General features: G+C 52.8%; 25 protein-coding genes, 1 tRNA gene and 1 pseudogene. 13 read left to right on the top strand and 14 right to left on the bottom strand.

The genetic code is table 11. The annotated features are described in order from the left end of the window. The first annotated feature begins 73 nt into the window (after window positions 1-73). Complete coding sequence (locus tag H4F65_RS09235; protein WP_010282810.1) at window positions 74-316, top strand: helix-turn-helix domain-containing protein; 243 nt, start codon at window positions 74-76, stop codon at window positions 314-316. A gap of 249 nt (window positions 317-565) precedes the next feature. Here the strand turns inward: H4F65_RS09235 and H4F65_RS09230 are convergent. Next, a tRNA-Phe gene (locus H4F65_RS09230) sits at window positions 566-641 on the bottom strand. 674 nt (window positions 642-1315) lie between these two features. On the opposite strand from H4F65_RS09230, the gene H4F65_RS09225 reads away from it, so the two are divergent. Beyond that, window positions 1316-3469, top strand: coding sequence for an ornithine decarboxylase (locus H4F65_RS09225; protein ID WP_010282817.1), 2154 nt, complete (start codon window positions 1316-1318; stop codon window positions 3467-3469). A 221-nt stretch (window positions 3470-3690) separates the two neighbouring features. Here the strand turns inward: H4F65_RS09225 and ansP are convergent, their stop codons facing one another. The 3 genes from ansP to H4F65_RS09210 form a co-directional block, all read right to left on the bottom strand. Next, window positions 3691-5142, bottom strand: coding sequence for an L-asparagine permease (ansP, locus tag H4F65_RS09220; RefSeq protein ID WP_010282820.1), 1452 nt, complete (start codon window positions 5140-5142; stop codon window positions 3691-3693). A 310-nt stretch (window positions 5143-5452) separates the two neighbouring features. Beyond that, a complete protein-coding gene (locus H4F65_RS09215) occupies window positions 5453-6193 on the bottom strand; it encodes an SDR family oxidoreductase (RefSeq protein ID WP_010282822.1) in 741 nt (246 codons plus the stop codon). A 79-nt stretch (window positions 6194-6272) separates the two neighbouring features. After that, complete coding sequence (locus H4F65_RS09210; RefSeq protein WP_010282824.1) at window positions 6273-6902, bottom strand: TetR/AcrR family transcriptional regulator; 630 nt, start codon at window positions 6900-6902, stop codon at window positions 6273-6275. A gap of 288 nt (window positions 6903-7190) precedes the next feature. Here H4F65_RS09210 and H4F65_RS09205 point away from each other — a divergent pair, with 288 nt between their 5' ends. From H4F65_RS09205 to H4F65_RS09195, 3 genes are all read left to right on the top strand, one after another. After that, the gene (locus H4F65_RS09205) at window positions 7191-8414 is read left to right on the top strand and encodes a Tm-1-like ATP-binding domain-containing protein (protein WP_010282828.1); all 1224 of its coding nucleotides are present in this window, start codon (window positions 7191-7193) and stop codon (window positions 8412-8414) included. Window positions 8415-8427: 13 nt separating this feature from the next. Continuing rightward, on the top strand, window positions 8428-9261 hold the full coding sequence (locus tag H4F65_RS09200; RefSeq protein WP_010282834.1) for a phosphoenolpyruvate hydrolase family protein: 834 nt from the start codon (window positions 8428-8430) through the stop codon (window positions 9259-9261). A gap of 215 nt (window positions 9262-9476) precedes the next feature. Next, a complete protein-coding gene (locus H4F65_RS09195) occupies window positions 9477-10520 on the top strand; it encodes an alpha/beta hydrolase family protein (protein WP_039319373.1) in 1044 nt (347 codons plus the stop codon). Here the strand turns inward: H4F65_RS09195 and H4F65_RS09190 are convergent. From H4F65_RS09190 to mutY, 4 genes are all read right to left on the bottom strand, one after another. Beyond that, entirely contained in the window at window positions 10483-11574 is a 1092-nt protein-coding gene (locus H4F65_RS09190; RefSeq protein ID WP_010282841.1) for a helix-turn-helix domain-containing protein, read from the bottom strand. The two genes, H4F65_RS09195 and H4F65_RS09190, sit on opposite strands and share 38 nt — an antisense overlap. Before the next feature lie 95 nt (window positions 11575-11669). Beyond that, window positions 11670-12743, bottom strand: coding sequence for a membrane-bound lytic murein transglycosylase MltC (gene mltC, locus H4F65_RS09185; protein ID WP_010282844.1), 1074 nt, complete (start codon window positions 12741-12743; stop codon window positions 11670-11672). A gap of 52 nt (window positions 12744-12795) precedes the next feature. Beyond that, window positions 12796-13068 (bottom strand): oxidative damage protection protein, encoded by a 273-nt coding sequence (locus H4F65_RS09180; protein WP_010282845.1) that lies wholly within the window; start codon window positions 13066-13068, stop codon window positions 12796-12798. Next, a complete protein-coding gene (gene mutY / locus H4F65_RS09175) occupies window positions 13065-14171 on the bottom strand; it encodes an A/G-specific adenine glycosylase (RefSeq protein ID WP_010282847.1) in 1107 nt (368 codons plus the stop codon). Before mutY ends, H4F65_RS09180 begins: the two co-directional genes overlap by 4 nt. 165 nt (window positions 14172-14336) lie before the next feature. Between mutY and trmB the strand changes: the two genes are divergently transcribed. The 3 genes from trmB (at window position 14337) to H4F65_RS09160 (ending at window position 16230) form a co-directional block, all read left to right on the top strand. After that, window positions 14337-15056, top strand: coding sequence for a tRNA (guanosine(46)-N7)-methyltransferase TrmB (trmB, locus tag H4F65_RS09170; protein ID WP_010282849.1), 720 nt, complete (start codon window positions 14337-14339; stop codon window positions 15054-15056). A 1-nt stretch (window position 15057) separates the two neighbouring features. After that, window positions 15058-15402, top strand: coding sequence for a YggL family protein (locus H4F65_RS09165; RefSeq protein WP_010282853.1), 345 nt, complete (start codon window positions 15058-15060; stop codon window positions 15400-15402). A 114-nt stretch (window positions 15403-15516) separates the two neighbouring features. Continuing rightward, entirely contained in the window at window positions 15517-16230 is a 714-nt protein-coding gene (locus tag H4F65_RS09160) for a YggN family protein (protein WP_010282855.1), read from the top strand. 57 nt (window positions 16231-16287) lie between these two features. On the opposite strand, the gene H4F65_RS09155 is transcribed toward H4F65_RS09160, so the two are convergent. The 4 genes from H4F65_RS09155 to mutH form a co-directional block, all read right to left on the bottom strand. Continuing rightward, window positions 16288-17349, bottom strand: a complete 1062-nt coding sequence (locus H4F65_RS09155; protein ID WP_010282857.1) for an NADP(H)-dependent aldo-keto reductase — start codon at window positions 17347-17349, stop codon at window positions 16288-16290. A gap of 185 nt (window positions 17350-17534) precedes the next feature. Next, the gene (locus tag H4F65_RS09150) at window positions 17535-17753 is read right to left on the bottom strand and encodes a YgdI/YgdR family lipoprotein (RefSeq protein ID WP_039276145.1); all 219 of its coding nucleotides are present in this window, start codon (window positions 17751-17753) and stop codon (window positions 17535-17537) included. A gap of 175 nt (window positions 17754-17928) precedes the next feature. Beyond that, window positions 17929-18645, bottom strand: a complete 717-nt coding sequence (locus H4F65_RS09145) for a TerC family protein (RefSeq protein WP_010282862.1) — start codon at window positions 18643-18645, stop codon at window positions 17929-17931. Window positions 18646-18938: 293 nt separating this feature from the next. Beyond that, window positions 18939-19634: a DNA mismatch repair endonuclease MutH gene (gene mutH, locus H4F65_RS09140; RefSeq protein ID WP_010282867.1), complete on the bottom strand. Its 696-nt coding sequence runs from the start codon at window positions 19632-19634 to the stop codon at window positions 18939-18941. Between the two features lie 695 nt (window positions 19635-20329). Here mutH and rppH point away from each other — a divergent pair. From rppH to thyA, 4 genes and pseudogenes are all read left to right on the top strand, one after another. Further along, a pseudogene (rppH, locus tag H4F65_RS09135) lies at window positions 20330-20862 on the top strand (RNA pyrophosphohydrolase). Window positions 20863-20874: 12 nt separating this feature from the next. Next, window positions 20875-23121: a phosphoenolpyruvate--protein phosphotransferase gene (gene ptsP, locus H4F65_RS09130; RefSeq protein ID WP_039283946.1), complete on the top strand. Its 2247-nt coding sequence runs from the start codon at window positions 20875-20877 to the stop codon at window positions 23119-23121. A gap of 226 nt (window positions 23122-23347) precedes the next feature. Then, window positions 23348-24214: a prolipoprotein diacylglyceryl transferase gene (gene lgt / locus H4F65_RS09125; protein ID WP_010286783.1), complete on the top strand. Its 867-nt coding sequence runs from the start codon at window positions 23348-23350 to the stop codon at window positions 24212-24214. 36 nt (window positions 24215-24250) lie between these two features. After that, window positions 24251-25045 carry a thymidylate synthase gene (gene thyA / locus H4F65_RS09120; RefSeq protein ID WP_010286786.1) on the top strand — a complete coding sequence of 265 codons (795 nt, stop codon included), beginning with the start codon at window positions 24251-24253 and terminating at the stop codon, window positions 25043-25045. Between the two features lie 45 nt (window positions 25046-25090). On the opposite strand, the gene H4F65_RS09115 is transcribed toward thyA, so the two are convergent. After that, window positions 25091-25327 carry a hypothetical protein gene (locus tag H4F65_RS09115; RefSeq protein ID WP_010286789.1) on the bottom strand — a complete coding sequence of 79 codons (237 nt, stop codon included), beginning with the start codon at window positions 25325-25327 and terminating at the stop codon, window positions 25091-25093. A 104-nt stretch (window positions 25328-25431) separates the two neighbouring features. Further along, entirely contained in the window at window positions 25432-25902 is a 471-nt protein-coding gene (locus tag H4F65_RS09110) for a hypothetical protein (protein WP_010286790.1), read from the bottom strand. Window positions 25903-26124: 222 nt separating this feature from the next. On the opposite strand from H4F65_RS09110, the gene H4F65_RS09105 reads away from it, so the two are divergent. Beyond that, entirely contained in the window at window positions 26125-26628 is a 504-nt protein-coding gene (locus H4F65_RS09105) for a prepilin peptidase-dependent protein (protein WP_039319370.1), read from the top strand. Window positions 26629-26635 lie beyond the last annotated feature (7 nt).

The raw sequence follows: 26635 nt of genomic DNA, 5'->3' as shown, positions 1-26635 counted from the left end.
GAATATCAACCATTTCCTTTTTTATCCCAAAATGGGATAATTGGAGCAATTCATCACAGGGAGAGGTCGATAAATGGATAAGCACAATTGGCATCCGGCAGACATTATTGCTGGTTTAAGGAAGAAAGGAACAACGTTGGCCGCGGTATCAAGAGCATCTGGATTAGCGTCTTCAACACTCGCTAATGCTTTAACGAGACACTGGCCGAAAGGTGAGAGATTAATTGCCTGCGCATTGGGAAAGCGGCCTGAGGAGATCTGGCCGTCACGCTATCAGGGGATGGGCTCGAATCATGGGGAAGGGGAGGCGGGATAGATAGCACTCGTAGAGAACGAGACCCAGTTCAGAACCCAATCCCCAAAAGCAAAAAACCAGCCGTTAGGCTGGTTTCTTTAAATTAGTGGTACTCGGACTCGGACAAACGCGGGAGGCGTTGAACAGCGCGCTTGTCGCGCTGGCCCTGAAAGGGTGAGCCGCTTGCGGCGAATAATCGAATGGTGTTCGATGAAGAGTCCACGCGCCAGAAACGAAAAACCCCCGCCAAAGGCGAGGGTTAAGAATTAGTGGTGCCCGGACTCGGAATCGAACCAAGGACACGAGGATTTTCAATCCTCTGCTCTACCGACTGAGCTATCCGGGCAACGGGGCGCATTAAACCGTATTGGCCACGTGGCGTCAATGGGTTTCTGTCACAAAGCGGAGCGCCTGCGCTATTTTCAGGCAATTGTATTATTTGCTAGCCAGTTTCTGGCGATCCTTTCAGCACGCTTAGCGCGGTAACGTTTCTTCCTGATTCGCGTGGCATGTTTCGTTGCACTTTTTACCGTGTTGAGTGCGGGCTGGATTGTTGAATTTGATGAAGAATAATGCCATTATTGCGCGGTTTTTAACGTCTCGTTCACCTGAACGCCCCTTTAAGCGTAGTTAGCGTTAGCTAAAGAGGATCGCCGATATGTCAGATTCATTGCTCATGGTGTCGCATGCTCGCGCCAGTTCGTTGATGACGTCGCTGTGCGTTTCTTCTTATCACCGCTGCGCAGTTTACTTTTCTCCCCGTCGATTATCCTCCTTCACCATGCGGTGAAGCGTTCGTTCGCTCGCTGTTAGGCATGAGTAAAAATAGAGTACGCCTCTGCTTTTACTGATGTCTATCGGATGGTGCTGGCTCCAGTTTTTCCATTCTTAGCCTACAGTTTACCTGTAGGGATCATACGCTTGTCGTTATTGATTGGCATTGTGATTGGTCGGGATTGTTATCCCTGAACGGTGTCTTCCAGGCACGTACACTTACCTTTAACCGTTTGGGTTGGTTACATGAAACAGTTAAAAATTGCGGCGAATGCAGCGGTTGGCACCCGTTTAACCACAACGCGTGAGATTGTCGCGTTGAGTCAGACTGACTTCACGGATGTGGCGGCGGTCGTGGTTTCTATTGAGGAAGCCCGTAGCGGCATTTTGTCGATATTGCAGCACACCGGTTTTAGTATTCCGGCGTTTGTCGAAGAGCCTGATGAAGATAAAGAGTTAGATGTTCTGCCTGCGGGTAGCGAATGGCTGATTCTCGATGACGAAGGCGAGCACGCCAACGTGTTAGAGCGAGCGGCGAAAGCTTATCAGGACGCGCTGCTGCCGCCGTTTTTCGATACGCTGACCAAATACGTCAACATGAAAAACACGACGTTTGCCTGTCCGGGGCATCAGGGCGGCCAGTTCTTCCGCAAGCACCCGGCGGGGCGTCAGTTTTTTGAGTTTTACGGTGAGAACGTGTTTCGTTCGGACATCTGTAACGCAGACGTCAAACTGGGCGATTTGTTGATTCACGAAGGGGCGGCGAAGAAGGCGCAGAAGCACGCTGCGCGCGTGTTTAATGCCGATAAAACCTATTTCGTGTTGAATGGCACGTCCTCGGCGAACAAAGTGGTGACAAATGCGTTGCTGGCACGCGGCGATCTGGTGCTGTTTGACCGCAACAACCATAAATCCAACCATCACGGTGCGCTGATTCAGGCGGGCGCGACGCCAGTTTATCTGGAAACTGTGCGCAATCCGTTTGGCTTTATCGGCGGCGTGGATGCGCACTGTTTTGATGAAGCCTATCTGCGTAAGCTGATCGCGGAAGTCGCGCCGGAACGTGCCAACGAGCCGCGCCCGTTCCGTCTGGCCGTCATCCAGCTTGGCACCTATGACGGCACGATTTATAACGCGCGTCAGGTCGTCGATAGCATCGGGCACCTGTGCGACTACATTCTGTTTGACTCCGCCTGGGTCGGCTACGAGCAGTTTATCCCGATGATGGAGCAGTGTTCGCCGCTGTTGCTGGATCTGAATGAGAACGATCCGGGGATTTTCGTGACGCAGTCGGTGCATAAACAGCAGGCGGGCTTCTCCCAGACCTCGCAGATCCACAAGAAAGATACGCATATCAAAGGCCAGCGCCGTTTCTGCAACCATAAGCAACTGAATAACGCTTTTATGCTGCACGCCTCGACCAGCCCGTTTTACCCATTGTTCGCCGCGTTGGACGTCAATGCCAAAATGCACGAAGGGGCAAGCGGGCGTCGTATGTGGATGGACTGCGTGAAGCTGGGCATTGAGGCGCGTAAGCAGCTACTGACGCGTTGTTCGCTCATCAAACCGTTCGTGCCTGTGACGGTGGGCGGGGCGCTTTGGCAGGATCACGATACGGAGACCATCGCGCAGGACGTGCGCTTCTTCAACTTTGAGCCGGGTGAGAAATGGCATGCGTTCGAAGGATACGCGGAGGATCAGTATTTTATCGATCCTTGTAAATTACTGCTGACAACGCCGGGTATTGATGCGATTAGCGGCGATTATACTGAATTTGGTATTCCGGCGACGATCCTTGCCAACTACCTGCGCGAGCACGGCATCATCCCTGAAAAATGCGACATGAACTCGATCTTGTTCCTGCTAACGCCAGCGGAAGACGCTGTAAAAATGCAGGAGCTGGTGAATGCGCTGGTGCATTTCGAAACGCTGATCGCCCGCGATGCGCCTCTGAGCGAAGTGCTGCCTAGCCTGTATCAAAAATACAAAGAGCGTTATCGCGGTTACCGGCTGCGTCGGCTGTGTCAGGAAATGCATGATTTTTACGCCCAGCACAACGTGAAAGATCTGCAAAAAGCGATGTTCCGCAAAACCGAGTTTCCGTCCGTGGTGATGTTGCCGCAGGATGCCAACAGGGAATTTGTGCGCGGGAATATCGAGCTGATTCCTATCGACGAAGCAGAAGGACGTATCGCAGCAGAAGGCGCATTGCCGTATCCGCCGGGCGTATTGTGTGTCGTGCCGGGGGAAACCTGGGGCGGGGCGGTACAGCGCTATTTTCTGGCGCTGGAAGCGGGCATTAACCTGCTGCCGGGCTTCTCTCCGGAATTGCAGGGCGTTTACAGCGTCGCGGAAGAAGATGGCAGCAAGCGTCTGTACGGTTACGTGGTAGAAGAGTAATTACATTTCTCTTCAGACCGTTGACAAACCTATTTACCGAATTAGAACGGGAGTAACGGAATAGAAGAGTAAAGCGTTTGCGCCAGGGATGGCGCAAGCCGAGCGTACATGGACGTATTCACAGCGTCTTTACGATCTATCCGTTATTCCCGCTCTACGGACTTTGTCAGTAATCTCAAATTCAGGCTCGGAAACGAGCCTGAATTTTTTCTATCTTAACCTTAACGCAGGCTGGATTCCTGCTGGTTGGCGAGCTTCACGGCTTCTCGCTGCTTTTTCAGCCCGCGCCAGCCGATAATCAGCATGATCGCCAGTACCGGAATTGTCGCAACCGTCCAGGTACCGTTCGGGTAATCAAACGCCATCAATCCCAATACGCTCACCAGAAAAGCCAGCGTCAGCCATGATGTCACGGGCGCACCGGGCATTTTGAACGCCACCGGCTTGGCTTTCCCCTGACGAATCGCTTTACGCAACTGCATCTGACACAGAATGATGAATGCCCAGGAACAGATAATGCCGAGCGAGGCGATATTCAGGACAATCTCGAATACCTGCGACGGCACCACGTAGTTCAGCACCACGCCGATAATGTGGATGCAGACCGTGACTAAAATACCGGTATAGGGTACGGACTGGTTGCTCATTTTCGACAGGAAAGCGGGAGCCGATCCACCCAGCGACAGTGAACGCAGAATGCGGCCCGTCGAGTACAGACCGGAATTCAGGCTGGACAGCGCAGCGGACAGCACCACGATATTCATGATCGTCCCGATATAGGGCACGCCCAGCTTGCTGAAGAAGGTCACGAACGGGCTTTGTCCTGTCTGATAGGCGTTCCACGGCAGCAGGCAGACCAATAACGCGATAGAGCCGACGTAGAACAGGCCGATACGCCAGATGACGCTGTTGACCGCTTTCGGCAGTACTTGCTCTGGGTTCTTACATTCGCCTGCGGTTGTCCCAATGATCTCGATACCGGCAAAGGCAAATATCACCCCTTGAACCAGCACCAGCGCAGGCAGAATGCCGTGCGGGAACAGGCCGCCGTTATCGGTAATCAGGTGCAGGCCGGGCGTATTGCCATCCAGCGGGCTGCCCGTGCCGAGATAGACCGTGCCGACCACCAGAAAAATGGCGATGGCCGCGACCTTAATTAGTGCGAACCAGAACTCCATTTCGGCAAACCACTTCACACCGATCAGGTTCATCAGCGTGACGATGGACAGTGCTCCCAGCGCGAACAACCACTGTGGGACATCGGCAAACGTGCCCCAGTAGTGCATGTAGAGCGCGACGGCGGTGATGTCGACAATTCCCGTCATCGCCCAGTTGAGGAAGTACATCCAGCCTGCCACGTAGGAGGCCTTTTCACCCAGAAACTCACGCGAGTACGACACGAAGCTGCCGCTGGTGGGGCGATGCACGATCAGTTCACCCAGTGCGCGCAGGATGAAAAAAGAGAAAATGCCACAAACCAGATAGACCAACGCCAGCGCTGGCCCTGCCATTTGCAGACGCGCACCTGCGCCAAGAAACAGCCCGGTGCCGATGGAGCCGCCAATGGCGATCATCTGCACATGGCGATTGCCGAGACTTTGGTGATAACCCTTTTCGTGGAGACGTTGCTCGGCGGCATGACGCTCGCCATGAGGGGAGGAATGTTCTGTCATTGGTGTCCGTGCTTTCCTGTCTATCACGCATCTTGTGGTGACGCGTTCGCTATTATTATTTCGAATTCAACTGGTTATGTTTTTGCTTGAGGCGTTTTTTTTATAGTGCGCTGGGCGCGGTGAGCCGCATGGCAGAAAACAACGGCAGCGATGCTACCTTTTCCTGTGTGCTGTGGCAAAAAATGGAGAGAAGGAAAGTGTGTCAGAGCGTGATGCGTGGGGGAATGTGGGACGTTAGGCGGGAAACACCCTTCACCGCCCCGGTTATATGATAAATACCGGAGCGGGATGCCGCGCAAAAGGTGATGGGTTACACGCCGATATCTGCGCGCGTCGGCCCCTGAAAATGGATGGCGTTGATATGGCAACTGCGCGGCTGGATGAGCACGAAACGCATGGTTTCCCATATCGAGCGGGCGTTCAGCAAATGCTCGCCCATTTTTTCCCCACTAGCGGGATTGTCGTCAAAGCTTGTGACCTCAAAATCTGGCGGATAAAACCCCGTTACGCGAATGTTTTCCTGTGCGACATGATGTGCCAGATTCTGGCTAAAACCGCTCATACCGTGCTTGGCGGCGAAGAAGGCGGGGTGGGCGATAGAGTCGTGGAACTGCGGGATACCGCAGACGGAAACCATCGCCAGAATGTCGGCACGCTGTGAACGACGCAGGCTTGGCAATAGCACTTTGGTGAGCAGGATAGAACCGGTCAGGCCGGAGTTGATGGTGCTGACGATATCCGTATCGGTGTCTTCCTCCCCCAATGCGCCTTCCAGCCATTGGGCGGCGCTGAGCACCAGAATATCGACGGGCGTGCTGTCTCCCAGCAGCTGTGCGGAAAAATCTCTGACCGAATCAGGGTTGGCAATATCGCACTGATACGCGCGTGCCGTGCCGCCTTCCTGATGAATGATGTCGACGCTGGCCTGGGCATCGGCCAATTTGCGGGCGCAAAGATCGACCTTCACCCCTTCGCGAGCCAGCCAGACGGATACCGCTTGTCCAAAATCGCGGCCACCGCCGGTGACAATCGCGCGTTTACCTTCCAGCATCATGTGTTTCCTTGGCAACGTGTGTTCTTCCGTTGCTGCGTATCCGGTGATAGGGCGGGACGCAGCATAGATGTGTTCGTTAGGTTTTCTGTGAAGCTGCCTGTGCGGCGTCTTCTTCCGCCTGCCGTAAAATGGCTTTGGCGACCCACTGCGTGACATCCTGAATGCCATCTTCTTCCAGATGCCAGATATCTTTCAGCACCAGGAAAACTTCCGAACCATAAATAAGCGATAAGGCATAGATCACCCGCTGTTGTGCTTCCGGCGTGATTTTTCCTTCCAGCGGTTCAGTGGCAATCTTGAGCAGGCGTTTACGATTGCCGCGCGTCAGCGTATCCGTATGCAGGCGATTAGAGCGGCGATCGGCCCATTGTTGCAGTGACAGATGCAGTGCGGCACGCAGCGCACCTTCATGTTCCAGCATCCTTGGGTAAGCAAAGCGCAGCAGTTCGGCAACGCGTTCGCTGGCATCCGGCTGTGTCGGGTGCCACGCCAGAATCGGGCCAAGGCTTTCGCCGACAACGGCTGAAACTAACGCACTTTGCGTCGGAAAATAGCGGTAGGCTGTCGCGCGTGAAAGCTGAGCCGCAGCGGCAACATCCGTAATGGAAGGGAATATGCCTTGATCGAACATATTCATGGCGGTATCAATTAGTAAACGACGGGTTTTCGCCCGTGTTGATGTCAGTTTTTCATCCCGTTCAATCACATAGACCTCATTGCATTTTCGGGCCGGACGCTATCGGGCAGCACGGCGTTGTCGCCTGAACTATAGCAAATTGAGTGATTCTTGTGCCACGTCAAGCTTTCTTACTGTTAATGTAATGCCATACATAACATTTTGAGACTTTTGTCTCATTTGGGTATTTAATGGTTTGTCTTTGTGATACTCAAGTCTCAATATGGCGATAAATTAATCTTGTTTGTTTTTGGTTTCTTGTAATTATCACTTATATCAATCTGTTAATTGTTTCGCTAACGGTGGGAGGGATACCAAGTGGGAAGTGAAATTGGCAGCGTTTATATTGCAAGTACTGCGGATACTAAAGGAAAAGAACAGATTTACGTCCGTGATCTGATTGCCGCTACGGGCTTAAAAACCGTCACGGTCGATCTGTCAACGACACTGCCGTCAGCCGATACACGGGTGTCAGAGGCGACAGATATCAGCGCCGCAACGGTGGCCTCTTACCATCCGCAGGGCGCATCGGCGGTGTTTTGCCATGACAGAGGGCAGGCGATTAGCGCGATGGCCGTTGCGTTTGAGCACTTCATGCTGTCCCGCGATGATATTGCCGGGGTGCTGGGTCTCGGCGGCTCCGGCGGAACCGCGCTGATTACGCCCGCGATGCAGGCGTTGCCGATTGGTATGCCGAAGCTGATGGTGTCGACGATGGCCTCCGGCGATATCTCCGGTTACATCGGTGCCAGCGATATCAGCATGATGTATTCCGTTACCGATGTGGCGGGCCTGAACCGCATTTCTCGTCAGGTTCTCGGCAACGCCGCGCACCAGATCGCTGGTGCTGTGACGTTTCATATTCAGGAACATCATGACGATAAGCCCGCGATTGGCCTGACTATGTTTGGTGTCACGACGCCGTGCATTCAGGAAGCCAGTGCATTGCTGGAAGCGGAGTTTGACTGTCTGGTCTTTCACGCGACGGGCAGCGGTGGGAAAGCGATGGAAAAGCTGGTGGACAGCCATTTGCTTACTGGCGTGCTCGATCTCACCACGACAGAGGTGTGCGATTTACTGTTTGATGGCGTGCTGGCCTGCGGGCCGGAACGGTTTGATGCGATAGCCAAGACGCAAGTGCCTTATGTGGCGTCCTGCGGTGCGCTGGACATGGTGAATTTTGGTTCTCCCGCCAGCGTGCCGGAGAAATACGCGCATCGCCTGTTCTACAACCACAACGCGCAGGTCACCCTGATGCGGACGACGATAGATGAAAATATCGCGATGGCGCGCTGGATTGGGGAGAAGCTGAACCGCTGTGAAGGCGAGGTGCGCTTCCTGATTCCGGAAGGCGGCTTCTCCGCGCTGGATGCACCGAATCAAGCATTCTGGCACCCGGAAGCACGCGACGCGTTTATCAGCACGCTGGAGAGCGTCGTGCAGCAAACGGCAAGACGACAGATTATTCGTCTGCCTTTCCATATTAACGATCCTTTATTTGCCCATGCCGCTGTTGATGCGTTTCGGGAATTAGTGAAATAAGAAAGGAAAAAGTATGAAGTCAGGCATAAATCGCCAGGAACTGCTGGCAAAATTCCGCGAAATGATCGCGCGTCGCGAACCGATTATCGGCGGTGGTGCAGGAACGGGCCTTTCCGCGAAATGTGAAGAAGCGGGCGGTATCGATCTGATCGTGATCTACAACTCCGGGCGCTATCGCATGGCAGGACGCGGTTCGCTGGCTGGCCTGTTGGCTTACGGCAACGCGAATGAGATTGTCGTGGATATGGCGAAAGAGGTGCTGCCCGTTGTGAAGCACACGCCAGTGCTGGCGGGCGTAAACGGAACCGATCCTTTCTGTCAGTTTGATAAGTTTTTGGATGACCTGAAAGCGCTGGGTTTTTCTGGCGTGCAGAACTTCCCAACCGTTGGGCTGATTGACGGTAATTTCCGCGCCAATCTGGAAGAAACCGGTATGGGATATGCGCTGGAAGTGGACATGATTCGTCTGGCGCATGAAAAAGACATGCTGACCACGCCTTACGTGTTCAGTGCGGCAGATGCCGTCGCGATGACGAAAGCGGGGGCGGATATTATTGTGCCACATATGGGGTTAACCACCGGCGGTAACATTGGCGCGGAAACCGCGCTTAATCTGGCGGATTGCGTGCCGTTGATTAATCACTGGGCGGATGAAGCGAAATCCATCCGTAAGGATGTGATTGTGTTGTGCCACGGCGGGCCGATTTCAACACCGCAGGACGCACAGTTCATTATGGATCACTGCCCGCAGTGCGATGGTTTTTACGGCGCCAGCTCTATGGAGCGGCTGCCGACAGAAAGCGCATTAACGGCTACTACACAGCAATTCAAAAAAATTAAGCGTTAACAGACTTTTTTGGCTCTATACCTAGCCGACGTTCTAAAGCAGGAAGGAAGGCGGGTAAATTTTGCGCCAATATCAGGGAATACGGCCAGCACATGCTGGCCGTAGTTTTTTGTGTATTAAACAGAGGTACTAAATAGCGTTTTAGGTCGCATCGGCAAGAAAGTCATTGTTATAAATGCTATTTTTCACAGTGCAGAAACTTCGGAGAAATAGGTATGACATGGCGTATTACGATAGGGTTGATAACGAACTTACTACTCAGCTTTGCTGTTATGGCAAAAACGGGCATTGGGTTTCAACAAATAACGTTAGCGGATGAGGCCACTAACAGGCCGTTGGACGTCGCCGTATTTTATCCGGCTTCATCACCATCGCAGACGACGACCATTGGTGAAAATATTGTTTTTCCCGGCATCGCCGTGAGTAAAAATGCCGTGCCTGAGTCCGGTGAGCATCCTTTGATTGTCGTTTCACACGGCTACGGCGGGAGCTGGTTCAATCAATTTTGGCTGGCGCAGGCGTTGGTTAAACAAGGCTATATTGTCGCCGCGCCCAACCACCCCGGAACCACCTTTAAAGATATGCGGACCGAGAAGGCTCAGGAATTGTGGCAACGGCCTCATGACCTCAGTCGCGTGATTACGGCATTACTCGCCACGCCAGAGAAGACGGGGCAGGTTGATGCGAAGCGCATTGCCGCCGTGGGTCACTCGCTGGGAGGATGGACGGTGCTTGAGCTGGCTGGGGGGCGCTTTAGTACGGAGCAATTTGAGAAGGATTGCCTGACGCACGCTGGGCTGGCGTCCTGCAAGGTGTATGAAAAGATGCAGGTCGCAAAAAATGCCGCATCGCCTGCGCAGCTTGATAAGTCGTTTGCAGATCCACGCGTCAGCGCGGTGGTATCTCTGGATATGGGGCTGGCGCGAGGGTTTACCGCAGAGAGTCTGGCGGCAATAAACATTCCTATCTTGATTATGGCGGCGGGGTATCCCAATGAGGAATTACCCGCCATGCTGGAATCCCACGATCTGGCGCAGAAGCTGTCGCCTGCGCATTCAGCGTATAAAGAAATTGCCGACGCAACGCATTTTAGTTTTATGCAGCTTTGTAAGCCAGGTGCTGTTGAAATCATCAACGCCGAGAACCCGGGCGAGGGCATGATTTGTCTCGACGGCGGTGAGCGTTCGCGTGAGCAGATCCATCAGGAAGTTGGGAAGGATGTCAGCGATTTTCTTCAGGCGGCGTGGCGGAAGCCGTAGTCTGTTCCTGAAGTGGGTACTGACTACGCCAGACGCTGGGGCTCATCCCCGTTAGCCGCAAAAATTCGCGGTTGAAGTTTGATTTAGTCTGAAACCCGCTGGCCAGCATGATATCCGTGATTCGGTCATCCGTTTGGCTGAGGAGGCGCTTAGCCTCCTCGATGCGGTATTCGTTCATCACCTGCGAGAAATTACGACCGTGAACGCGGTTGATGGTTTCGGACAGGCGTCTGAGCGGTATGCCCATGCGCCTGCTCAGACGCTGAAGCGTCATGCCCGGATCGGTGTACAGCGCGTGAGTGCGGATGAAATCATCTAACGCTTTCGCGAGCTGGTGTTCGTCTTCGGTGGCGGGTACGGCTTCAGGCTTCTGGTCAGGCTGCGCGACAACCCCTGCCTGCGGGGACGTGCGGTATGTGACGATCAGCAGGGTCAATATCGCCAGCATGACGATGTGGAATGCGGTGATGATGGTCGCCGCGCTATTGCCGCTGTAGAACGCGATATCCAGAGCAATGACGGTGTCGATAGCGCCGGAGATAAGCACATATAGCCCGGCGATAAACGGCGCGCTTTTCCATCTGGGTGATGACGTTTGCAGACGGCGAGCGCGGTAAATCAGCGCCGCCCCATAACTGAAGTAAATACTCACCAGCATCAGATCGATAAGCGGAACGGTTGTTCTATTCTGGATAGCGCCTGCGCCAAGGATGAGTAAAGGCGGTAACAGATGCCAGAGAGAACGTCTGCGTCTGTGGGGTACGTCCTCAGATGCCTTGTCGCCGTGGGGGAAAAGGCACAGCCATAGCAGCGGCGGAATCGATGCGGCAATCGCGGGTTGAATAAACGCGGGTAAGGCAACATGACTGCCCCAGCGTAACGCCACCAGCGTCAGGGCAAGACAGCTTACGACGATGAGTACCGCTTCTGCCAGTGCGCTGCGTTTTTTGGTGTTCTTGTTTTGAGAAGGGTTGTGAATAGCCAGAATCTGGATGCGAAAAAACAAAATAACCAGCAGAAGTGCGGTAATAAACGGTAAAGGAATCGCGGTCATTGTGTTTATCAACAACGTTATTGTAGATATCTGGTCTGATGAAACCGCGCTACCGGAGTAAACCCGGTAGCACGGCGTTCTGTGGTGCGCGTGAATTAGCGGCGGTAATTTTTCTGTGCCGTGTTCACTTTGTACAGATAGCGACGTGATTCACCAGACGGGTGCTTCGTCGTCAACGTTTGGTAGACATCGCTCGGTGACATGTTGTTGATAATGCCCACGGCGCGATCGCGATCGCTGGAGAAGACGCGCAACACGCTGCCTGCGCCACCGTTATATGCGGTGATGACGGCGTAGCGTTTCGACGTCGGGTTCTCAATGCCTGCCAAATAGCTGTTCTTCAGAATCGACAGATAGGCGGTACCCGCGTCGATGTTTTGTTCTGGATCGAACAGATAGCTGCGGCTTGGCTGTCCCCATTTCCCTTTCATCTTGAAGACATCGCGTCCTGCGCTGTGTTGCACCACCTGCATCAGACCCAGCGCATCGGAACGGCTGACGGCGTAAGGGTTGAAGCTGGATTCTGTCTGCATAATCGCCAGAATCAGCGACTCTTCAATACCGTAACGTTCGGAGGCTTTACGCACCAGCGGCAGGTATTTGTGCGCACGCTTATCCAGATGGTTAGGGACAAGCTGCATCGTGACCGACCAGATAACGTGCATGCCGGAGGTGCGTTTTTGCAGACGATTCTGGAGCAGGTAATCCGCAAAGCTGGCGGCACGGCCTTCCCAGCGGATTGGCTGTCCGGTGTTATCCAGCACCTGTCCGTATAGCAGCGGTTCGCGGCTGATTTGAATATCGTTAGCGTCGGAATACAGATCGGTGTTACTGGCGTCATCGCCCATCAGCAGGGTCGTAATAATCGCCTGGCGCAAGCTGGCAACGGAATTGGTTGCCGAAATGGTTTCGATCGTGATTGAACCGGCATCAAAGTTGATGTGGCTACGCGTCTTATATTGATCGGTGTATTTGACGTAGTCTTTCGGGCCGGCGATCAGTACTTCATTCATTCCCCAGATATTTTCGATGTTGTTGGCGAACTGGCCCATCAAAATATCGAAGGCGTTGGTATCCTTGAGAAACTCTTCGTCGTTGGCATTCCCTTTGTTTCCTGAACAGGAAACCAGCAGTGGTGCAATCACCAGCAGAGCTAACATTTTCTTCATATAACAAGCCGTGTCGGAATGGGGACGTAAACGGGCCCGAAAGCCCGCAATCTCAGTGGCTCGGAGGCGTATAGCCTTCGATGTGTACGTCCTTCCCTTCAAACAGGAATTTGATCATTTCCTGTTCCAGCAGCTTACGGTCGTCAACATTCATCATGCTGAGTTTTTTCTCGTTGATTAGCATAGTTTGCTTGGTTTGCCACTGCGCCCAGGCTTCTTTGGAAATTTCGTTATAGATGCGCTTGCCCAGGTCGCCGGGATAGAGCTGGAAATCCTGCCCGTCGGCGTCGCGTTGTAAAAAAGTACAAAAAATCGTTCTGCTCATGCTTCTTCCTCATCAATTTCGCAGGCTTTCAAATGTGTTGACTGCGGGTGAGCCAACTCCCTCAGCAAGCGTTCTACCGGGGCGGCCAGTCCGACAGACGGCGGCTGCGCTAAGTTATACCAGAGACCTGCACCGTCATCCATGCAGGACTGGTTTTGTGAGCGGTCGGTCTGCGATACGTCCAGCCAGAGCGGAACGATATCCAGATGAAAATGGCTAAATGTATGGCGGAACGCGACAAGCTGTTGCAATCCATCAGGATTCAGACCGCGTTGTTGCAGCCAGAGTTCCAATTCCCGACGTTCGCTGAACTGTGGAAAGCAAAATAGCCCGCCCCACAGGCCGACGGCAGGGCGCTGTTGCAGCCAGACCTGAGAACCCTGTTGCATCAGCAGGAACCAGCCGGTTTTCTCCGGCAGCGTCTGCTTCGGTTTCTTGCCGGGGTATTGCGCCCAGCTGTGGTTGGCATAGGCAATGCAGCCGGTGTTCAGCGGGCACAGCTCGCACTTGGGGCGGCTGCGGGTGCAGACCATCGCACCGAGATCCATCATTGCCTGATTAAACTGGCTGACGCCCTCGGCTGGCGTGACGTCTTCACTCCGCGCCCACAGTTTCTTTTCGACCTCTTTCTTGCCCGGCCAGCCGTCAACCGCGTAGCAGCGTGCCAGTACGCGCTTCACGTTACCGTCGAGAATGGGGTAATGCTGGCCGAGAGCGAGCGATAGCACCGCGCCGGCGGTGGAACGCCCGACGCCCGGTAATGCCGCGACTTCATCAAAGGTGGTGGGGAACTCGCCGCCGTGACGTGACACGATAGTTTGTGCCGCTTTGTGCAGGTTGCGCGCGCGGGCGTAGTAGCCCAGCCCGGTCCACAAGTGGAGCACTTCGTCCAGCGGCGCTGCCGCCAGTGCGTTTACGTTCGGAAAGCGTTCCATAAAGCGTTGGAAATAGGGAATAACCGTGGTGACCTGCGTTTGTTGCAACATCACTTCGGATAGCCATACTTTATAGGGAGTTTTCTCAAGCTGCCACGGCAGGGTTTTGCGGCCATAGCGTTGATACCAGTCCAGCACCTGATGGGCGAACTGTTGCGCTTGCATCATAAAATGGGGTCACTATCCGACAGATAAAAAGTTTGACAGCGATTCCAGCACAGAGTGAATGTGCTGTAAACCGGAACTTTCCGAGGCAGTGGGCTTGCTAAACCACGGTATCCTTGCATAATGCGCGTTTCCTTAATGAAATCGGACAGCAAGTAAGCACTCTTTATGATTAACAACGTCATTTCACCGGAATTTGATGAGAATGGGCGCCCGATGCGCCGTATCCGCAGTTTTGTCCGCCGTCAGGGGCGTTTGACGAACGGGCAACAGCTGGCGCTGGATAACTACTGGCCGGTGATGGGCGTGGAATATCAGACCGAGCTGGTCGATTTTAACGCGCTATTTGGTCGTGACGCGCCGGTAGTACTGGAAATTGGGTTTGGGATGGGCGCCTCGCTGGTGACGATGGCGGCACAGCATCCTGAGCAGAATTTCCTCGGCATCGAAGTTCACCTGCCGGGCGTGGGAGCGTGTCTCGCTGCCGCACAGGAGGCGGGAATCAGCAATCTGCGCGTGATGTGTCACGATGCGGTCGAAGTGCTGATGAATATGATCCCGGATGGCTCGCTGTCTATGGTTCAACTTTTCTTCCCAGACCCGTGGCATAAAGCCCGCCATAATAAACGCCGTATCGTCCAGGTACCTTTTGTCCAACTGGTACGGAGTAAGCTGAAAGTCGGCGGCGTGTTCCATATGGCAACAGACTGGGAACCTTATGCGCAGCATATGCTCGAAGTGATGACCTCTGTCACCGAGTACCGTAATCTTTCCAATAATAATGAGTACGTTGAGCGGCCGGAGTCCCGTCCGTTGACGAAATTTGAAGCGCGCGGCCAGCGTTTGGGGCATGGCGTGTGGGATCTGATGTTTGAGAGGATAAAATAAAATGGCACAAGCTCGTAGCCGTCGTTTACGTAAAAAGCTTCATATCGATGAGTTTCAGGAATTAGGTTTTTCTGTCAGCTTCCGCTTTCCAGAAGGCACTAGCGTAGAAGATATCGATCAGTTGATGGATAAGTTCGTTGACGACGTCATTGAACCACAAGGACTGGCATTTGAAGGCAGCGGTTATTTGCTCTGGGAAGGCCTGATCTGTCTGCAAAAAGTTGGTCACTGCACCGAAGAGCATCGCCAACTGGTTAGCCGCTGGTTGGAAGAGCAGAAACTGACGGACGTGAAAGTCAGCAACCTGTTCGATATCTGGTGGGATCTGCCAGAACACCTGCTGTAATCCTTGGTCTTATCAAGGCATGCCTGAGCTGATTCTGGCTCAGGCGTTATCCGCCTCCTCAACGGGCGGATTACCGCTCTCCCGCTACTGCCGTTGTTTTCTTCAGGAGAAAATATGTCGCGTAAAATAACCTTGGGTTTATTGATGTTGCTGTCCTGGCAAGCGCAGGCAGCCTACCAGTGCAACGTGAACCCGCAGGACGACATCATTATCAGTCCGCAACACGTACAGGTCGTGGGTGCCAGCGGCAATTTACAACTCTCCCCGCAGGGCGATATCGTCCGTAACGGTACGCCACTGACCCTGAATGCCGAACAGCGCCAGAAGGCCAAAGCCTATCAGGCAGATTTACGCCAGCAGCTGCCGTGGATCGATCAGGGCGCGCAGCAGCATCTTGAAAAAGCGCGAGTCGCGCTGGATAACGTGATCGTGCAGGAGCTTGGCAGCGACAGCAATGTGCGCAATCGTCTGACTACGCTGGATAAACAGCTCAAGCAGCAGATGAACCGAATTATCGAACACCGCACCGATGGCCTGACGTTTCACCATCAGGCGATTAAGCAAGTTGAGCAAGATGGCAAACAGCTCGTGCAGCAAAGCATGGGCGGCGTCTTGCAGGACAGCCTGAACGAAATGGGCGTGAAACAGATGTCCAGCGGCGGCAACCCGCTACAGGCGATGATGGGCAACCTCGGTGGTTTGCAGAAAGCGATTCAGGCCGAATGGAACAATCAGGAACTGGAGTTCCAGCGCTTCGGCAATGACGTATGTAGCCGCGTCACATCGCTGGAAAACCAGCGCAAGAGTCTGTTGCAGACGCTGAAGTAATTGTTCAGCGTTCTTGTGCATGCATTAAAGAAAACCGGGCAATGCCCGGTTTTGCGTTTATGGTGCCGGAAACGTAAAACGACGATGGATAGCTTCCAGCTCGTCGAGGATCTCGCCGTCCAGCGTCAGGTTCTGGCTGTCGAGGTTGGTTTGCAGCTGTTCCAGTGTAGTCGCGCCTAGCAGCGTACTGGCGACGAACGGCTGCTGACGCACAAACGCCAATGCCATTTGAGCCGGATCCAGACCGTGCTTTTGCGCCAGCGCGACGTACTCGGCAACCGCTGCTTGAGCCTGCGGGCCAGTATAGCGAGTAAAGCGGCTAAATAACGTGTTGCGTGCGTTAGCAGGCTGTGCGCCGTTCAGGTATTTCCCCGTCAGCGTACCGAATGCCAGTGATGAGTAGGCGAGAAGTTCCACGCCTTCATGCTGGCTGATTTCCGCTAAGCCGACTTCAAAACTGCGGTTCAGCAGGCTGTAGGGGTTCTGAATCGACACGATACGCGGCAGGTCATGCTTTTCCGCCAGATGCAGATAGCGCATCACGCCCCACGGGGTTTCGTTGGAGACGCCGACGTAGCGGATCTTACCGGCACGCACCTGTTCATTTAGCGCTTCCAGCGTTTCCAGCAGTGTCACGACCGATTTGTCTTCAGTATATTGCGGTTTGTCATCCGTATACTGATAGTTCAGCTTGCCAAAGCAGTTGGTCTGGCGCTGTGGCCAATGCAACTGATAGAGATCGATATAGTCGGTGTTCAGGCGTTGCAGACTGGCATCCAGCGCGGCACGGATGTTTTTTCTGTCCAGCGCCTGCTGTGGCCGGATGCTGTGATCGTTTCCGCGCACGGGGCCGGAGACTTTACTGGCCACAATCAATTTCTCGCGTCCGCCACGGGATTTCAGCCAGGAACCGATATAGCTCTCGGTTAACCCCTGTGTTTCCGGGCGTGGAGGAACGGCGTACATTTCTGCTGTGTCAATCAGGTTAACACCTGCGGCAATGGCGTGATCTAACTGAGCATGAGCGTCTGCTTCGCTGTTCTGTTCGCCAAAGGTCATCGTACCAAGACCCAGCACGCTCACTTCTAAAGAACTATGGGGAATACGGTGATATTGCATTGCCAGCTTCCTTATGTCTGAAAATAGCAGGCGCCTTTCCCGTCATTTCCGCATGATTTGCTGCGATTCCAATGAGTTTGGGAAAACACACCTGAATTCGACTATAAACGAAGCCGTGGCGAGTGGGGAAGCGGGATTTTGCCGGAGAGCATAGCCCGATGAGGAATATCGGGCTAACGTTGCCGTTAGCGCTGCACGATCTGGGAGATCTGGTCGCTGTTGATTTGTTTCTGATTACCTTGCTCATCGGTATAGCTGAGCAACCCGGTATCTTTATCCAGGACGGGTTTTCCCTGCGTCAGGAGCATTTGCCCCTCTTTTGTCGCCATCACGTAGTCACTGGAACAGCCTGCCAGAGTGAATAATAACGCCAGTGTGATTGCCATTTTCATCCGTACTTTCATCATATTAACCCGTTCATAAATGCCAAAATCTAAGGTGAGTCTAGCAAATGGTTGCGGGGGATAACGTAGGAATAATGGAAAAAATGTGTTTGGAGGGAATTAATATTGTGTAATCAGGCGGCTGGTCGCCGCCTGATTAGGCCATCTAGCGTTTTGATCGCTCGTTATACGACGATCAGTGCGCTGATTTTTCTTTTTTACTGCGCAGCAGGTTCAACGCCTCGACGGACATCGAGAAGAACATGGCGAAGTAGATGTAGCCTTTCGGTACGTGAACGTCGAAGCTTTCCAGAATCAGGGTGAACCCAACCAGGATCAGGAACGACAAGGCCAGCATTTTGACGGACGGATGGCGTTCGACAAACTCGCCGATAGGGCGCGCAGAGAACATCATCACGAGAACGGCAATAATGACCGCTGCCATCATAATAAACAGATGGTCAGACAGGCCGACAGCAGTGATCACTGAATCCAGGCTGAAGATAATATCCAGCATCATGATCTGCACAATTGCGCCAAAGAAAGAGTACACCTTGGAAGTATGGTCTTCTGAACCGCCTTCGACGGTTTCGTGAATTTCCATACTCGACTTCCAGATCAGGAAGAGTCCCCCGAAGAACAGGATCAGGTCACGTGTGGAGATTTCATTGCCAGCGACGGTGAACAGCGGGTCGGTCAGACGCATGACCCAGGCAATAGAAGCGAGCAGTCCCAAACGCATTAACATCGCCCCCATCAGCCCGATGCGGCGAGCTTTGTTTTGCTGGGCTTTAGGCAGTTTGGCGACAACCAGAGACAGGAAAATAATGTTATCGATCCCAAGAACGATTTCCAGAATAGTCAGCGTTCCCAATGCTAACCATGCGTTCGGATCAACAATCCAATCAAACATTATATCAATACACCTTAAACGAAACGTAAACGATATTATACTCTGCCAGCTCGGGGCGTAGGCAAGCGAAAGTGTGATGTCGTGAAAATATACTCGTCATACTTCGTATTGCAGCCGTGTGCTGGCGTCCCTTTTGCTCTGGTTTTTTACTCTGGGTTGACGTCAGGCTTTTCCCAGAACGATTCCCTTGTCGCACGATTGCTGCGTAATAGAGTGCGGCGTATGAGGCTAGTGTACGATGAAGCGGGGCGCTGATGAAACATCGTGCTAATAGAACATCGCGCTAATGAAATTCAGCTGCTGAGCTGCATAAAGTGGCGTGCCAGTAGCGGTGCGGTAAAGGTTTTTTTCAGATAGAACCCGCGTGGCAAGGTTAGAATCGGTTGACCAAATTCGCCAATTGCCTCGGTTAATGCCCGGCTATTTGCCGCTTTGGGGCGTAGCTGTAGCACTTCGCCATGTCGGGCGGTGATGCTTTCTACCCGGCCAAGCACGATCAGATCCATCAACTCTTCCCAATCGCAGCGCAGCTGTTCCTCTTCTTCTTCATTGGGGCTCCAGATCAGCGGTGTGCCAATACGGCGTTCCCCCAGCGGAATGTGCCGCGAGCCTTCCACCGGAATCCACAGTACCCGCGCGAGCTTGTGTCGTACGTGGCTGCTTTCCCACGTTACGCCGCTGTTGCCTGTTAATGGTGCGACGCAGACGAACGTGGTTTCCAGCGGTTTGCCCTGTTCATCAATAGGAATGGTTTTGAGTTCAACGCCGATGTCGGGGAAATCCTGCTCGGGCTTGCTGCCTGCGCTTGCACCCAGAAAACGCTCCAGCAAGATACCAATCCAGCCTTTATCGCGTTTCAGGTTAGCGGGAAGGGGCAGGCGGGCGATGTCCGCTAATTCCGCGAGATTATAACCCGCGAGGGATTGCGCGCGTTCCAGTAACGTGTGCTCACTTGGCGGCGCAGTCGTGTGAACCGTGGGTGAATTCATAGCGTATAGCTCGATATTTTTTCGCTCAAAAAAAACACAATAGATAGAGAGTACCAGTGCACAGCCTGCAAGACTGTGGAGAAAAACAATAATAGCATGATTCGTAGTGCTTTTTTTTAGTGTGATGGCGATCACTTAACACCGTTTTGCAAACTGTGCACGTATAGCCACCGACAATAAACAGGATCTTACACTAGGTTATCCACAGATTTCTTGGATAACCCACATAAACATGAATTACTGGTTCTATTTACAGCCTTGACTCCTGACCTTTTTACTGTTTTTGCCTATTTATTGCCTGACTTTGAGTTATTACCTGTGGATAAAATCGGCATAGTGCGATCTTTCGCCAATCTTGCGTTGTATGCCATTTGAACAAAAAACAAGGGGCTGCTGTTTCACGTAAGATTGTTTGTAATTTAATGAATAGAAAGCATTAATTTTTAATTCGCATTAATATTTTTTCTTCATGAGAAATGAGTTTTACTCACTTCTTCATGGGTTCTGCACAAAGATGTCCACAGAAAAAGTGAATAAATTGCCGATTCTGGTCTTCACATGTTTATAACTTTGATCTTATCTGTGGGTTATCTTACTTTTATTCGTATCACATGCTTTCCAAGCAGTGGTTTACCACCTGACGGGAGTGTGAAACAATCAGGTCATCTTTGCATTGATGTTTATCGAGGTAGTCGGTGATCGATGATGATGGCTACCGCCCAAACGTTGGTATTGTAATTTGTAATCGGCAGGGGCAGGTGATGTGGGCCCGGCGCTATGGTCAGCACTCTTGGCAGTTTCCGCAGGGGGGATTAACCCCGGTGAAAGTGCTGAGCAGGCGATGTACCGCGAACTGTTTGAAGAAGTCGGGTTAAGAAAAAAGGATGTGCGCGTATTGGCATCTACCCGTAACTGGTTACGCTATAAATTACCAAAGCGTTTGGTGCGTTGGGATACAAAACCGGTCTGTATCGGCCAAAAGCAGAAATGGTTTTTGCTACAGTTGATGTGTAATGAGTCGGATATCAATATGCAGAGCAGCGGCACGCCGGAATTTGATGGCTGGCGCTGGGTGAGTTACTGGTATCCGGTACGTCAGGTCGTCTCTTTTAAGCGAGATGTGTATCGTCGCGTGATGAAGGAATTTATCAATCCGGTGATACTGCTTCAGGAGAGTGTTGCGGCTCGGGTGGTTACCCCATCCGGTCCTCGGCGAAAAAGAGGGTAATTCAGGCACATTATGCTCACGCGCTTGCGAGAAATTGTCGAAAACGTTGCGGCAACGGCACGCCTTAGTGATGCGCTGGACATTCTGGTCAATGAGACCTGTCAGGCTATGGACACGGAAGTCTGTTCCATTTATCTGGCCGATCACGATCGTCAATGCTATTACCTGATGGCAACGCGCGGGTTGAAAAAGCCGCGCGGGCGTACGGTTACGCTGGCGTTTGGGCAAGGTATTGTCGGGTTGGTCGGGCAACGTGCTGAGCCCATCAATCTGGCCGACGCGCGTGCACACCCCAGTTTCAAATATATCCCCGCTGTGAAAGAGCAACATTTCCGCTCTTTTCTTGGCGTTCCCATTATCTACCGTCGCCACCTGCTGGGCGTACTGGTAGTGCAGCAGCGTGAACATCGTCAGTTTGATAAAAACGAAGAATCGTTCATGGTGACGCTGGCCACGCAGATGGCCGCTATTCTTTCCCTTTCACAGATAAAAACGCTCTTCGGTCAATACCGTCAGACGCGCGTTAAGGCGCTGGTGGCTGCACCCGGCGTGGCGATTGCCCCCGGCTGGCAGGATTGTACTCAGCCTTCTCTGGAACAGGTTTTCCCCGCATCGAGTCTGGACAGCGAGCGTGAGCGCTCCCGTTTAACGCAGGCGCTGGAAGAGGCCACGGCGGAATTCCGTCGCTTCAGCAAGCGGTTTAGCGCCAGCGCGCAGAAAGAGAGCGCGGCGATTTTCGATTTGTACTCGCACTTGCTGAACGATGCGCGGCTCAAGCGAGAACTCTTTCAGGAAGTGGATGCGGGCAATGCCGCCGAGTGGGCCGTGAAGCTGGTGATCGAGCGCTTTGCCGCACAGTTCACCAATTTGCAGGATACTTATTTACGCGAACGGGCGGGCGATCTGCGTGCGTTGGGGCAGCGGCTGCTGTTCCATCTCGACGATAACGCGCAAATCATGGGGCAATGGCCTGAGCGCTTTATCCTCGTGGCGGATGAATTAACCGCCACGCTGCTGGCGGAACTGCCGCCGGAGCGTCTGGCGGGCGTTGTTGTCTATGACGGTGCCGCGAATTCGCATGCGGCGATTCTCGTCCGTGCCATGGGCATTCCGACGCTGGTGGGCGCAGACATCCAGCCCGAACTGCTGCATCAGCGACAGCTGATTATCGACGGCTATCGCGGCGAGCTGCTGGTCGATCCTGAACCCGTGCTGGTACAGGAATACCAGCGTCTGTTGACGGAAGAAAATGAGCTGACTCGCCTGGCCGAAGGCGAGATGGAACAGCCTGCTGTACTGAAAAGCGGCGAACGCATTCAGGTCATGTTGAATGCGGGGCTCAGCGCTGAACACGAAAAACGCTTTATCAATCAGGTTGATGGGGTGGGTCTGTATCGCACGGAAATCCCGTTTATGTTGCAAAGCGGATTTCCGTCTGAAGATGAGCAGATGGCGCAATATCAAAGCATGTTGGCGCTTTACCCTACGCGCCCCGTGATGCTGCGCACGCTGGATATCGGCGCGGATAAGCCGCTGCCCTATCTACCTATTAGCGAAGAGAACCCGTGCCTTGGCTGGCGCGGCATTCGTATTACGCTCGATCAGCCTGAAATCTTTCTGATTCAGGTGCGCGCGATGCTGCGTGCCAACGCACATATTGGCAATCTCAACATCCTGTTGCCGATGATCAGCAGTCTGGATGAAATCAGCGAAGCGCGTCGCCTGATCGATCAGGCCGCGGGCGAAGTAGAAGAATTGCTGGGCTTCCCGCAGCCCAAGCCGCGAATTGGGATCATGATTGAAGTCCCGTCGATGCTGTTCCTGCTCCCTCATCTGGCTTCCCGCATCGATTTTGTTTCGGTTGGTACCAACGATCTGACGCAGTATCTGCTGGCGGTAGATCGTAACAACGCTCATGTGGCATCGCTTTATGACAGCCTGCATCCTTCCATGTTGCAGGCGTTGAATATGATTGCCGTCGAGTGCGAGCGGCACAATATTCCGCTTTCCGTGTGTGGTGAAATGGCGGGTGAAGCGCTTGGTGCACTGCTGCTAACCGGGCTGGGGTATCGCTCGCTCAGTATGAACGGACGTAGCGTTGCGCGAATTAAATACCTGCTGCGCCAAATTACGCTGGCGGAATCGCAGGCGTTGGTGAAGCAACTACTCGGTGCGCAGAGTGCGACGGAAGTCCGACAGTGGGCGGCGATCTTCATGGAAGAGCGCGGATTGGGCGGCTTAATTCGAGGCGGACGCTAATCCGTCGCGGTGCGGTATTGACGGATATATCAAGATTTAATTGCGAGTAAATGTTTAACAACGACTCAATGTTTTACAGAACTTTTCCCCTTCGCGATCAAAGAGCGTGGGCGCGTATGCTATGATTCGCCACCGCGGTTCGCAGGAACAGATTCATTCTCCTGCCTTTTGCCTATCAATGACGATCCCAAAAGTAGGGATAACACAATAAAATATGTGGTGAATGATGACGACAAGCTATCTGGCGTTTCCTCAGTTTGATCCCGTGATTTTCTCAATCGGCCCGCTGGCGCTGCACTGGTATGGGCTGATGTATCTGGTGGGTTTTGTATTTGCCATGTGGTTGGCGGTGCGTCGGGCGAATAAACCGGGGAGTGGCTGGACCAAAGATGAAGTCGAAAACCTGCTGTATATGGGGTTCCTTGGGGTCTTCGTCGGTGGGCGTCTGGGCTACGTCCTGTTTTATGCCTTCCCGTCATTTCTTGAAAACCCGCTCTATCTTTTCAAAGTCTGGGATGGCGGTATGTCGTTCCACGGCGGCTTAATGGGCGTCATCTGCGTCATGCTGTGGTTCGCTCATCGCACCAAACGCCATTTCTTCCAGGTTGCTGATTTTATTGCCCCTCTGATTCCTTTCGGGCTTGGCGCTGGCCGACTGGGCAACTTCATCAATGGCGAACTGTGGGGACGCGTGACGACGGATACGCCGTGGGCCATGCTGTTTCCTGGTTCGCGCGGCGAAGATATGGCGCTGGCCGTCAGTAACCCGCAATGGCAGGCGATTTTCAATCAGTACGGCATGCTGCCGCGTCATCCTTCCCAGCTGTATCAAATGATGTTGGAAGGAGTGGCGCTGTTTATCATTCTGAATATCTTTATTCGTAAATCTCGGCCGATGGGCAGCGTTTCAGGGCTTTTCCTGATCGGTTATGGCATGTTCCGAATCATTACTGAATTCTTCCGCCAGCCGGATGCGCAGCTGGGGCTGTTCGGCGGCCTGTTCAGCATGGGGCAAATCCTGTCTCTGCCGATGGTGATCGCTGGTATTCTGATGATGGTCTGGGCCTACCGCCGTCAGCCTGCACAGCAATAATCCGCCGTCCTTCTTTAATATTTTTGGTGAGGTAGTATGAAACAGTATCTGGATCTGATGAAAAAAGTGCTTGAAGAGGGCACGCCGAAAGCCGACCGTACCGGCACGGGCACGCGTTCTATTTTCGGCCATCAGATGCGTTTCAACTTGCAGGACGGGTTTCCGCTGGTTACCACCAAAAAATGCCACCTGCGTTCGATTATTCATGAGCTGCTCTGGTTCCTGAACGGCGATACCAATGTTGTTTATCTGCATGAAAATAAAGTCAGTATTTGGGATGAATGGGCGGATGAGAACGGTGATTTGGGGCCGGTTTACGGCAAACAGTGGCGTTCGTGGGGCGCTGCCGACGGTCGTGAGATCGACCAGTTGAAGAATGTTCTGACCCAGTTGAGACAAGATCCAGATTCTCGCCGTATTATCGTGTCTGCCTGGAACGTGGGTGAGCTGGACAAAATGGCGCTGGCACCGTGCCACGCGTTTTTCCAGTTCTACGTGGCGGATGGCAAACTCTCTTGCCAGCTTTATCAGCGCTCGTGCGATATTTTCCTCGGCCTGCCGTTCAACATCGCCAGCTATGCGCTGCTGGTGCATATGGTGGCACAGCAGTGCGATCTGGATGTTGGTGATTTCGTCTGGACTGGCGGCGACACGCATCTGTACAACAACCATCTGGAACAGACGAATCTACAGTTGAGCCGTGAACCGCGCGCGCTGCCTAAACTGGTGATTAAGCGCCGTCCAGATACGTTGTTCGACTATCGCTTCGAGGACTTTGAAATCGAGGGATACGATCCACATCCCGCCATCAAAGCACCGGTTGCGATCTAAAGCTTCTCCCATGTTTTCGAGGGCCGCGTAATGCGGCCCTTTTTGTTATTGCTCTTCGTGCAACGGACCTACTGCTTCCTGAATGGATGGTGCTGGGGAGTTTTTAATCCCATCTGCTGCGATAAACATGAGAGTAAATAATTCTTCCTCACTGGTAATTTGAATTTTGCGGCCTGCATGAGATTTCATCTGTCGAGATGACACTGTTGCACGGTAATCTGTCGGCTCTTTATTCATAACCACCTCGCAAAATGACGATTTATTAGCCACATTGTCGCGCATTATTTACTCTTCCTCAATGTGCTATCTCCGATTTGAATACGATATGAACCAGTTGAGTAAATCATCTGCCGAGCGAAAGAGGATAGATTTATCTCCGCTTACATCTAAAATTGATGACTTTTGATATAATAATCAGCAACTTTTTCATTGACTGGGCTTTGAATATAAACGCCTTCACCTTCCACCTTGATAAGAAAAAATAGGATGATGACCAAACAATAGGTCAACATTTTCCCATCCAGAATAGAACCCCTTTTTGAGAAATTCTGAAGTAACTCAATGCTTAATATATGGTTTATTGTGTTGAATGAACAAACACAAGCCCCGTCGGGTTTTGTTGTTGGTATGTCAGAATCGATCTTAAAGATAAACCCGAATTCACTATCAGCGTAAAGACTCATTTTTGCCAAACGCCAGTCAATATCGAAATCGCTTTCTCTGGCAAAAGCAATGCACCAGTCAACATCATCCTGATTCATTGGGGAAACTGACATACCAAGGTTAACCGTACTAAAGTAACGATTTGCCACTTCCAGAGTCGAGATCCCATTTTCTCTCACTGTTATTGATTTCATTTCGATCTCCTCATCCTGAGTTCGATTCCTCCTTGTCACCGGCTTACTCGGGGTGTGACATTACCTCCTTCACCGCGTGGTTTCTCCTGCTATTCCCTCGTTTTCCCTACCTCCCCGCACGCTTTTTCTGTTGTTACACCGTTGCAGTAAAACATTGCGAGTCGCCGCGTATAACGTAGTTAACATGCTGTTTTTACAGAGAAGACTCACTATCCTTACGCCATGAAAACAGGGAATCGACAACGGCGAGGGTTCACCTTGCTTGAATTATTGGTGGTGCTGACGATTGTGGCGCTAATGGCGGGTGGCGGTTTGCATGGCTGGATTCAGTATCAACAGGCAATCCGTCTGGAACAGAGTGCGCAGCAACTGCTGGACTTTTTGAGTCGGGTTCAGGCGAATGCTTACTGGCATAACGAAACCCGCACGGCGAAGCTCATACCACAGGGAGAGTTATGGTGCATGGTGGCGGGGCAGAATGAAAAACAGGCAGAGGAGACGTGCCGTGAGAACCATCCGGGGCAATTCGTTCGCCGTACGCAGGATGTTGTGTTGGCAAAGTTCACAAGCAACGTTTTTACGTTCTTTGGCTTGCGTAACGCGGCACAGGCCGGGCACATCTCGTTGTCGAATTCTGCGGGTCAGCTACGCCTCATCATCTCGGTGAGAGGACGGATACGTTTGTGCAGCGAGGCGCAGGTTGTCCTAGCGATTCCCTTATGCTGAAACCGCT

Source organism: Pectobacterium brasiliense (assembly GCF_016950255.1).
In the GTDB taxonomy this organism is placed as follows: Bacteria; Pseudomonadota; Gammaproteobacteria; order Enterobacterales; family Enterobacteriaceae; genus Pectobacterium; species Pectobacterium brasiliense.
Note: the sequence above shows the minus strand (reverse complement) of the source record. Positions and strands in the feature narration are given on the sequence as shown.